This window comes from Pseudomonas sp. R62 (assembly GCF_000257605.1).
Classification (GTDB): Bacteria; Pseudomonadota; Gammaproteobacteria; order Pseudomonadales; family Pseudomonadaceae; genus Aquipseudomonas; species Aquipseudomonas atacamensis.
Window position 1 is genome coordinate 3091954 of the sequence record NZ_JH635998.1, and the last position, 9113, is coordinate 3101066.

Below are 9113 nucleotides of genomic sequence, written 5' to 3' on the forward strand. Positions count from 1 at the left end.
ATGAAGAGCGCATCGTTACAGAACTGCGCTTCAAACCGTCCCGCCGGCATCGGCCGGCCGAACAGATATCCCTGCACCTCATCGCAGCCATGCTCGCGCAGGAAGTCCAGTTGCTCATGGGTTTCCACACCCTCGGCGATTACCGCCAGGTTCAGGCTGTGGGCCATGGCGATGATCGCCCGGGCGATCTGCGCGTCCTGTTCCCCGGACGGCAGGCCGTCGACGAAAGTACGGTCGATCTTCAGCACGTCGATCGGGAATTGCTTGAGGTAGTTCAGCGATGAATAACCGGTGCCGAAGTCATCGACCGCGATGCTCAGGCCGAGGTTCTTCAGCCCGGCAAGAATCTGCATCGCCTCGCTGACTTCGCGCATCAGGATGCTTTCGGTCAGTTCCAGCTCCAGACACGCCGGCGGCAGGCCGGTTTCGCGCAGGATCGTCGCGATTCGCGTACCCAACTGGCCGTCGGAGAACTGCCGTGCGGAAATGTTCACCGACACCTTCGGCACCCGCACCCGTTGCTGGTGCCAGGTTTTCAGCTGTCGACAGGCCTCGCTGATGACCCAGTCGCCAACGTCCACCACCAGACCAAGCTCTTCCAGCACCGGAATGAAATCCCCCGGCGGCACCAGCCCGCGACGCGGATGGCGCCAGCGCAGCAGCGCTTCGGCGCCGGTCAGGCGCTTGCCGTCGCCACTGAACTGCGGCTGGTAATACAGGACGAATTCGTTCTGCTCCAGCGCATGGCGCAGATCGCTTTCCAGTTCCAGACGCTCCAGCGCACTGGCGTTCATGTCGGCCTGATAGAACTGGAAGTTGTTCTTGCCGCGTTCCTTGGCGTGGTACATCGCCGTGTCGGCGTTTTTCATCAACTGGCTGAGTTCATTGCCGTCCTGCGGACTCAGGGCGATGCCGATACTGGCGGTGACGAAGAACTCGCGGCCCTCGAGCACGAACGGCCGCACCAGGCTGGCGAGAATCTGCTCGGCCACGTGAATCGCCCGGTTCAGTGCCAGTTCGCGGTTGGAGCGATGCTGCAGCAGCAAGGTGAATTCGTCGCCACCCATGCGCGCGACGGTGTCGTCGTCATCGACGCAGGCCAGCAGGCGCGTGGCCATGTCCTTGAGCATGCGGTCGCCGGCGGCGTGGCCGAGGGAGTCGTTGATCGGTTTGAAACGGTCGAGGTCGAGGAACATCAGCACCACCCACGACTTCTGCCGTTCGGCCGCTTGCAGCGCGGTGTGCAGACGATCCTGGAACAGCGTGCGGTTTGGCAGGTGGGTGAGGGCGTCGTAATAGGCGAGGCGGTGGATGCGCTGCTCGCTGGCCTTGCGCTCGCTGATGTCGCTGAAGAAACACACGTAACTGGCCAGATCGCCCTCATCGTCGAGCACGGCAGTAATGCCGACCCACGCCGGGTAATGCTCGCCGTTACGGCGCTTCATCCACACTTCGCCTTCCCAGGTGCTGTGCTCGTGCAACTGCTTGAGCACGTAGCGCAAGTGCGCGTCCTGCTGCTTGTCGACGGTGAGCATGTTCGGCAACTGGTCGAGCACTTCGCCGACGCTGTAGCCGCTGACCCGACTGAACGCTTCGTTGGCCTGGACGATGTACCCAGCGGGGTCGGTGATCAGGATTGCCGAAGTCGAGTGCTCGAATACCGTGGCGGCCATGCGCAGATCTTTTTCGGCACGGCGCTGCTGGCTGATATCGCGGCCGACACCGAGCACGCCTTCGAATGCGCCGTGTTCGTCCCACACCAGCACCAGGCGCAGTTCGATCGGAATCTTGCGGCCATCGGCACGCAGGCAATCGAAGAGGAACAGCTGCGTTTGCACCTGACTGCGCAGCAATGCCAGTTGCTCGGGCTTGTCCAGCGCCTTGCTGACGCGGTCCATCAGCACATGAATGCCGTTCAGTTGCCCGGGATTGGCGATGATCGATTGCCAGCCGTTCTGGAAAATCCATTCGGCGTTGTAACCGAGCACCGCCTGCACCGACGGGCTGACGTAGTTCAGCGAGAGCTTGCTGTCGGTGGAGAAAATCACGTCGCTGATGCTTTCGGCGAGCATGCGGTAACGCTGCTCGCTGTCACGCAGCGATTCGCTGGCCTCGATCTGTTCGGTGATGTCCTTGGCCACGCCGATGATCCGCGTGACCTGGTCGTGCTTGTCCCGCGCCAGCGCCTGTTCACGGATGTCGAAGCGCCGCCACTTGCCGTCGCGATGGCGGAAGCGCAATTGGCATTGCAACAACTGGCTGTAACCGGCGTGACGCTGCAACTGCCGCGAACGATGGTAATAGTCGGCGTCTTCCGGGTGCAGGAGGATTTCCCAGAAGTACTCGCCCATCTGATGCAGTTCAGTGCGGTTGTAGCCCAGGGTCTGGCCGAGGTGGTGGTTGCTGAAAATCATCCGCTGGCTGATCACGTCCTGCACATACAGATGATCCGGTACGGTGCGCACCACGTCCGACCAGAAACCTTCGCGCTCCAGCAGCGACAGCTCGATCAGCTTGCGGCTGGTGATGTCGTTGATGCTGAGAATCACCGCTTTATAGTCGTGCTGCTCGCTCGGCAGGCGCAGGACCATCCACAGGTGCTGGTCGCGGCCATTGCTGTTGGGCAGTTTGATTTCCAGTTCCAGCTGCTTCTGCTGTTGCAGGACGGCGTCGAGGATCTGCTGACCGATCGCGCACTGCGGATGGCGCTGGCCATCGATCAGCAGTTGCCAGGCATCGTCGCAGGAGTGCACATCGAGCAGTTGCAGGGCGACCTGATTGACTTCGGTGACGCGCATTTCCGCGAGCAACTGCTGGCGCTGCTGCGGTTGGTCGAGCCAGGCCTTGAGCTGGTCACTGGTCTGGATCTGCGCCTTGTCGAACATCTGCTTGAGGCCGGACAGGTCGAGTACGCACAAGGCCACGCCGGTGCCTTCGAAAATATCCTGATAACGCCGCCGGCCTTCATGCACCTGGCGCTGGCGCCGACGCATGTTCAGCAGCGCGATCACCGGCAACATCGAAAACGCCAGGCCGAGCAGGCATTTGCCGATGAACGCCGGCAGCAATTCTTCCAGTACGCGCTGGCGGTCGAACAGCCCGCGCAATTGCCAGTCGCTGCTGCTCAGCGGCACGGTCAGCACGGTGTTGGCGACATCGTCGGGCGTCAGCCCGCCAGCCTTGACCGAGGGCAGCCCGGCGTCGCGGCTGATGATCTGGTGATTGAGGCGGTTTTCCACCAGCCACAACGGGCGCAGGGCGGTGGCGTCCTGTTTGGTCAGCGAATCGAAGAAGGTTGGCGTCAGGCGCAAGGCCCAGTAACCGCGACTGCTGCCGCTGGCCTGATGCAACAGCAGATGCACCACCGAGCCGTCATCGGCATTGCTGAAGTAATGCGCCTGGGCACGGCTGCGGCGCACCAGTTCGGTCAGGTAATCGGCGTCGGAACTGTCGGTGGCGCTGTCGCTGATGATCCGGCCGGAGGGCGAGAGCAGGGCCATGCTGCGCAGATCTGGCAGCGAGCGTTGCAGTTTGCGCAGGAGCATCTGCTGTTCGTCGGCGGTTTGCGGTTGTTCGACGATCGGTAGCAGATTGAGGGCGATTTGCGCGTTCAGCGCCATGTTCAGGCTGACCTGGGCGGCGAGGTCGGCGGTGTAGTCGATGGTGTATTGGCGCTGATTTTTCTGAGTTTCGCGCAATTGATCGAGCAGTTGCCAGAACAGCAACGCGAGCAATAACAGCACGAGGGTGGCCAGCGCACCCTTTAATGTCCCGCGCAGGGGCGAGCCGGGCGCCGGTGGGGTGCTGCTCACAGAGGCTGGCGGAGTGACATTGGTCAAGCTGTGATCCTGCGATTTGGCTGGACTGGCGCGACGTGCACTATAAGCCGGACGCCCGAAGGGCGGCTAGCATGCCTTGACTCGTGGCGAAGTGCCAGCCCCTCTCGGCTGGACTGCCTTCCAGCATTAAGGTAGCTTTGCCGGTTAGACCGGGGGCGTTCCAGCCCCTACAATCAGACTTTTTCCAGCGCGCACGCATTGATCGCGATCAAGTGAACGACGCGCACAGTCTGGCCAGGCATCGCCTGCGCTCCAATCATTCATCTGTCACTGACCCAAGGTTCTCCATGGCTCAATACGTCTTCACCATGCATCGGCTGGGCAAAGTTGTTCCGCCGAAGCGGGAAATCCTCAAGAACATTTCGCTGTCCTTCTTCCCCGGCGCCAAGATCGGCGTGCTCGGCCTCAACGGTTCGGGTAAATCCACGCTGCTGAAAATCATGGCCGGCGTCGACACCGAGTTCGAAGGCGAAGCCCGTCCGATGCCGGACCTGAACATCGGTTACCTGCCGCAAGAGCCGCAGCTCGACCCTGCCAAGACCGTGCGTGAAGTGGTCGAGGAAGCGGTCAGCGTGATCAAGGATGCGCAAGCGCGTCTGGACGAGGTCTACGCGGCCTACGCCGACCCGGATGCCGACTTCGACAAGCTTGCTGCTGAACAGGCCAAGCTCGAAGCGATCCTGCAGGCCAGCGACGGCCACAACCTTGAGCGGCAGCTGGAAGTCGCCGCCGATGCGCTGCGTCTGCCAGCCTGGGACGCGAAAGTCGAACACCTGTCCGGTGGTGAAAAGCGCCGTGTCGCCCTGTGCCGTCTGCTGCTGTCCGCGCCGGACATGCTGCTGCTCGACGAACCGACCAACCACCTGGATGCCGATTCGGTGGCGTGGCTGGAGCATTTCCTCCACGACTTCCCGGGCACCGTGGTCGCGATCACGCACGACCGCTACTTCCTCGACAACGTCGCCGGCTGGATTCTGGAACTCGACCGCGGCGCGGGCATTCCTTACGAGGGCAACTATTCGGGCTGGCTCGAAGCCAAGTCCGATCGTCTGGCCCAGGAATCCAAGCAGCAGTCGGCTCATGAAAAAGCCATGAAAGAAGAACTGGAGTGGGTGCGCAAAGGCGCCAAGGCCCGCCAGTCGAAATCCAAGGCACGTCTGCAACGCTTCGAAGAAATGCAATCGCAGGAATTCCAGAAGCGCAGCGAGACCAACGAGATCTACATCCCGGCCGGTCCACGCCTGGGTGACAAGGTCATCGAGTTCAAGAACGTCACCAAGGGCTACGGCGATCGCGTGCTGATCGACAACCTGTCGTTCTCCATGCCGAAGGGCGCCATCGTCGGCGTGATCGGCGGTAACGGTGCCGGTAAATCGACGCTGTTCCGCATGCTGATGGGCAAGGAAACTCCGGATTCGGGCAGCATCGAAATCGGTGAAACCGTGCAGCTGGCCTGCGTCGACCAGAGCCGCGAAGACCTCGACGGCAGCAAGACCGTGTTCCAGCAGATTTCCGACGGTTCCGACCAGATCCGCATCGGCAACTACGAGATCCCGTCGCGCACCTACGTCGGTCGCTTCAACTTCAAGGGCGGCGATCAGCAGAAGTTCGTCAAGGATCTGTCCGGCGGTGAGCGCGGTCGTCTGCATCTGGCGCTGACCCTGAAGGAGGGCGGCAACGTCCTGCTGCTCGACGAACCGTCCAACGACCTCGACGTGGAAACCCTGCGTTCGCTGGAAGAAGCCCTGCTGGACTTCCCGGGCGCGGCGATTGTGATCTCCCACGATCGGTGGTTCCTTGACCGTGTCGCCACACACATCCTGGCGTACGAAGACGACTCGCAAGCGGTGTTCTTCGAAGGCAACTACACCGAGTACGAAGCCGACCGCAAAAAACGCCTCGGCGAAGCAGCGGCCCAGCCACACCGGGTACGTCACAAGAAACTGGCCTGATATCGGGTTGGTTGCAGAAAGAGCGGAGCCTTCGGGCTCCGTTTTTTTTGCCCTGGGTTTTTCCTGATAAACCGAGTTGCGGCTTTCGCGAGCAGGCTCGCTCCCACAGGGGTAACGCATTTCAAATGTGGGAGCGAGCCTGCTCGCGAAGACGGTGTAACTGTTGGTGCAAGTCTTGGATCTGAACTCCCCACTCAGGTGCAAAAACGGATCAAAAACCCCTCGGATTTATATCCTGTGCACCATTTAATTTCATAACTGCGACATTTTGCTCTGTTCCTGTGCGCAATTCGTTTGTTACAGTCCGGCCCAATCTCCTCCAACGACAATAAATTTGCCGAGACTTTGCCCATGATCGAATCCGTCGAATCCTTCCTTGCGCGCCTGAAACAACGCGACCCGGATCAACCCGAATTCCACCAGGCTGTCGAAGAAGTCCTGCGCAGTCTGTGGCCGTTTCTCGAAGCTAATCCGCATTACCTGACTTCGGGCATTCTCGAGCGCATTTGCGAGCCGGAGCGCGCGGTGATGTTTCGCGTGTCGTGGGTCGACGATCAGGGCAAGGTCCAGGTCAATCGCGGCTTCCGTATCCAGATGAACAGCGCCATCGGCCCGTACAAGGGCGGCCTGCGCTTCCATCCGTCGGTGAACCTCGGCGTGCTGAAATTCCTCGCCTTCGAGCAGACCTTCAAGAACTCGCTGACCTCCCTGCCCATGGGCGGCGGCAAGGGCGGTTCCGACTTTGATCCGAAGGGCAAGAGCGATGCTGAAGTCATGCGCTTCTGCCAGGCGTTCATGAGCGAGCTGTATCGCCACATCGGTGCTGACGTCGACGTGCCGGCCGGTGATATCGGTGTCGGTGCGCGGGAGATCGGTTTCCTGTTTGGCCAGTACAAGCGCCTGAGCAACCAGTTCACCAGCGTCCTCACCGGCAAGGGCATGACTTACGGCGGCAGCCTGATTCGCCCGGAAGCCACCGGTTTCGGCTGCGTGTACTTCGCCGAAGAAATGCTCAAGCGCCGCGGGCAGAGCGTGGAAGGCAAGCGCGTGGCGATTTCCGGTTCTGGCAACGTTGCTCAGTACGCGGCGCGCAAAGTCATGGATCTCGGCGGCAAAGTGATTTCCCTGTCCGACTCCGAAGGCACGCTGTACTGCGAAGCAGGCTTGAGCGAAGCACAGTGGCTGGCGCTGCTGGAACTGAAAAACATCAAGCGCGGGCGCATCAGCGAACTGGCGAGCGCCCATGGTCTGGAATTCCGCGCCGGCCAACATCCGTGGTCGCTGCCGTGCGATATCGCGCTGCCCTGCGCGACGCAAAACGAACTCGACGCCGAAGCCGCGCGCACTCTACTGCGCAATGGCTGCGTCTGTGTGGCTGAAGGCGCGAACATGCCGACCACGCTGGAGGCTGTGGATATCTTTATCGAGGCCGGTATTTTGTTCGCACCGGGCAAGGCGTCGAATGCCGGCGGTGTGGCCGTGAGTGGTCTGGAAATGTCGCAGAACGCCATGCGCCTGCTGTGGACGGCGGGCGAGGTGGACAGCAAGCTGCACGCGATCATGCAGTCGATCCACCACGCCTGCGTGCATTACGGCGAAGACAACGGTCAGGTCAATTACGTCAAGGGCGCGAACATCGCCGGCTTCGTCAAAGTCGCCGATGCGATGTTGGCGCAAGGCGTGGTTTAAGCCGGTTCGATGCGGATCACTTCGATCAGTTGATCGCCGGCAGGTCGCTGCCATAGCACTTCATCGTTGAGCCGGGCGCCGAGCAAGGCCCGGCCCAGCGGTGAGGCCCAGTTGATCAAGCCCTGATTGGCATCGGCCTGATCCTCGCCGACCAGTTGCACGCGGTGTTCAGTGTCGCGTTCATCGGCAAAAGTCACCCAGCTACCGATCTGCACCTTGTCAATGGAGGTCGCAGCGACTGCGACTTGGGCGCTGCTCAGGCGTTGAGTGAAATAACGCAGATCCCGTTGCAGATCGGCCAGACGTTGCTTGTCGGCCTGCTCGCCCTTGGCCGTTTGCTCGGCGTGCAGGCTCTGCAACTCGATGACTTTCGCCTGCAACTGCGCCAGCCCTTGCGGGGTGACGTAGTTGGGCTGCGTGCTGACCTGACGTTCGACCGGCTGATCGGCCTGCGCGGCGGCGTTGTCTTCGTTGACGAATGCGCGACTCATGAAGTCCTCCTGTTAAAGGATTTGGGCCATGATTGCCGGCATTTGGTTTCAACGGATGTCTGCAAACGACCTATTGCGAGCGATAAGCCCGCCCGACGTCCTGGTCCTTCTGCTGCTGCCAGGCGCGTTCGCGTTCGTCCCAATGCTCGTTGCGATATTGCTCGCGATCCCTGTTTTCGAGCATCGCCTGACATTGGCGGAAGCCGTCGACCCAGCCGTCGGCGTATTGCTGATCCTTGAGATAGCGCGGCACGTTCTTGCGAAACTCACCGCTGATCGAGCCCGCCGCTTGCCGGCCGCTGACGCAACCGTCATCGAAACCGTCGGCGAAGGCCGGTGGATAACCCTTGGCGATCAAGTCTTCATGGGTGGTCTGGCAACCGCCCAGCGCCAATACAACGGCCAACAATCCCACGCACCGCCACATCGCACTCTCCCGCGCCGATACTCGGCTCATAAGGAAAGTCTAGAAGGCGATTCATGAGGCGGCTGTCGAACGCCTGTGAAAAATCCATTGCACACCACAAAGCCCCTGTGGGAGCGAGCCTGCTCGCGAAGGCGTCGTGTCAGGCAACACTACTATTGACTGACCCACCGCTTTCGCGAGCAGGCTCGCTCCCACAGGAAGATTTACACAGGCTCGGGATCAGTAGTGATACCACTTCACTTCCAGCATGACTTCCGTTTCCGGGCTGGCGAGATGGCTGAATTCACGCTGTGCAGTCAGGCGCAAACCGAGGTTGCGCGACAGCTCCCACTGCTGATTCAGGCTCAGGCTGCGGCGCACTTCACCGTTGAAGAAGTAGTCGCCCTTGGCTTCCAGACTCAGGTTGCCCAGCGGGTTTTTCCACAGCACCCCGGTGTTGAAGCCACCGGCCGGGGAAACAAACTCGGCAAAGTCGTTGTTGTGCTCCACGCGCACCGTGCCCAGCGCGAAGCCGAGCACGTCTTCGCCCAATTGCCAGGTACCGCCGCCGCCGCCGTTGACATGGCTGACCAGTGTTTCGTCGTCATGCTTGCCCGGCACCCGCTCCAGGCCACCGGTGACTTGCCACGACAGCGGTTGCAGCAGCTCGTTGCGCGGAGTCAGCGAACGAATGGTCGCCAGATCCAGTTGCTGCAACTGCCAGTCATTGCCTTCG

At 61.1% G+C, this 9113-nt stretch carries 6 protein-coding genes; 2 read left to right on the forward strand and 4 right to left on the reverse strand.

All coding sequences use genetic code 11. The features are described 5' to 3' along the window. Positions 1-3839 (reverse strand): cyclic di-GMP receptor MorA (gene morA, locus OQK_RS14990; protein ID WP_016773107.1); only part of this gene is annotated, 3839 nt, incomplete at its 3' end. A gap of 287 nt (positions 3840-4126) precedes the next feature. On the opposite strand from morA, the gene ettA reads away from it, so the two are divergent. Both ettA and gdhA read left to right on the forward strand, forming a co-directional pair. Then, entirely contained in the window at positions 4127-5791 is a 1665-nt protein-coding gene (gene ettA / locus OQK_RS14995; RefSeq protein ID WP_016773108.1) for an energy-dependent translational throttle protein EttA, read from the forward strand. A 351-nt stretch (positions 5792-6142) separates the two neighbouring features. Further along, on the forward strand, positions 6143-7480 hold the full coding sequence (gdhA, locus tag OQK_RS15000; protein ID WP_016773109.1) for an NADP-specific glutamate dehydrogenase: 1338 nt from the start codon (positions 6143-6145) through the stop codon (positions 7478-7480). Here gdhA and OQK_RS15005 read toward each other — a convergent pair. The 3 genes from OQK_RS15005 to OQK_RS15015 all read right to left on the reverse strand — a co-directional run. Then, positions 7477-7971 carry a GreA/GreB family elongation factor gene (locus tag OQK_RS15005; RefSeq protein WP_016773110.1) on the reverse strand — a complete coding sequence of 165 codons (495 nt, stop codon included), beginning with the start codon at positions 7969-7971 and terminating at the stop codon, positions 7477-7479. The genes gdhA and OQK_RS15005 overlap by 4 nt on opposite strands. 70 nt (positions 7972-8041) lie before the next feature. Continuing rightward, the gene (locus OQK_RS15010) at positions 8042-8398 is read right to left on the reverse strand and encodes a hypothetical protein (protein ID WP_016773111.1); all 357 of its coding nucleotides are present in this window, start codon (positions 8396-8398) and stop codon (positions 8042-8044) included. A gap of 219 nt (positions 8399-8617) precedes the next feature. Next, positions 8618-9113: DUF7840 domain-containing protein (locus tag OQK_RS15015; protein ID WP_038860973.1), on the reverse strand; the 496-nt coding region annotated here is incomplete at its 5' end.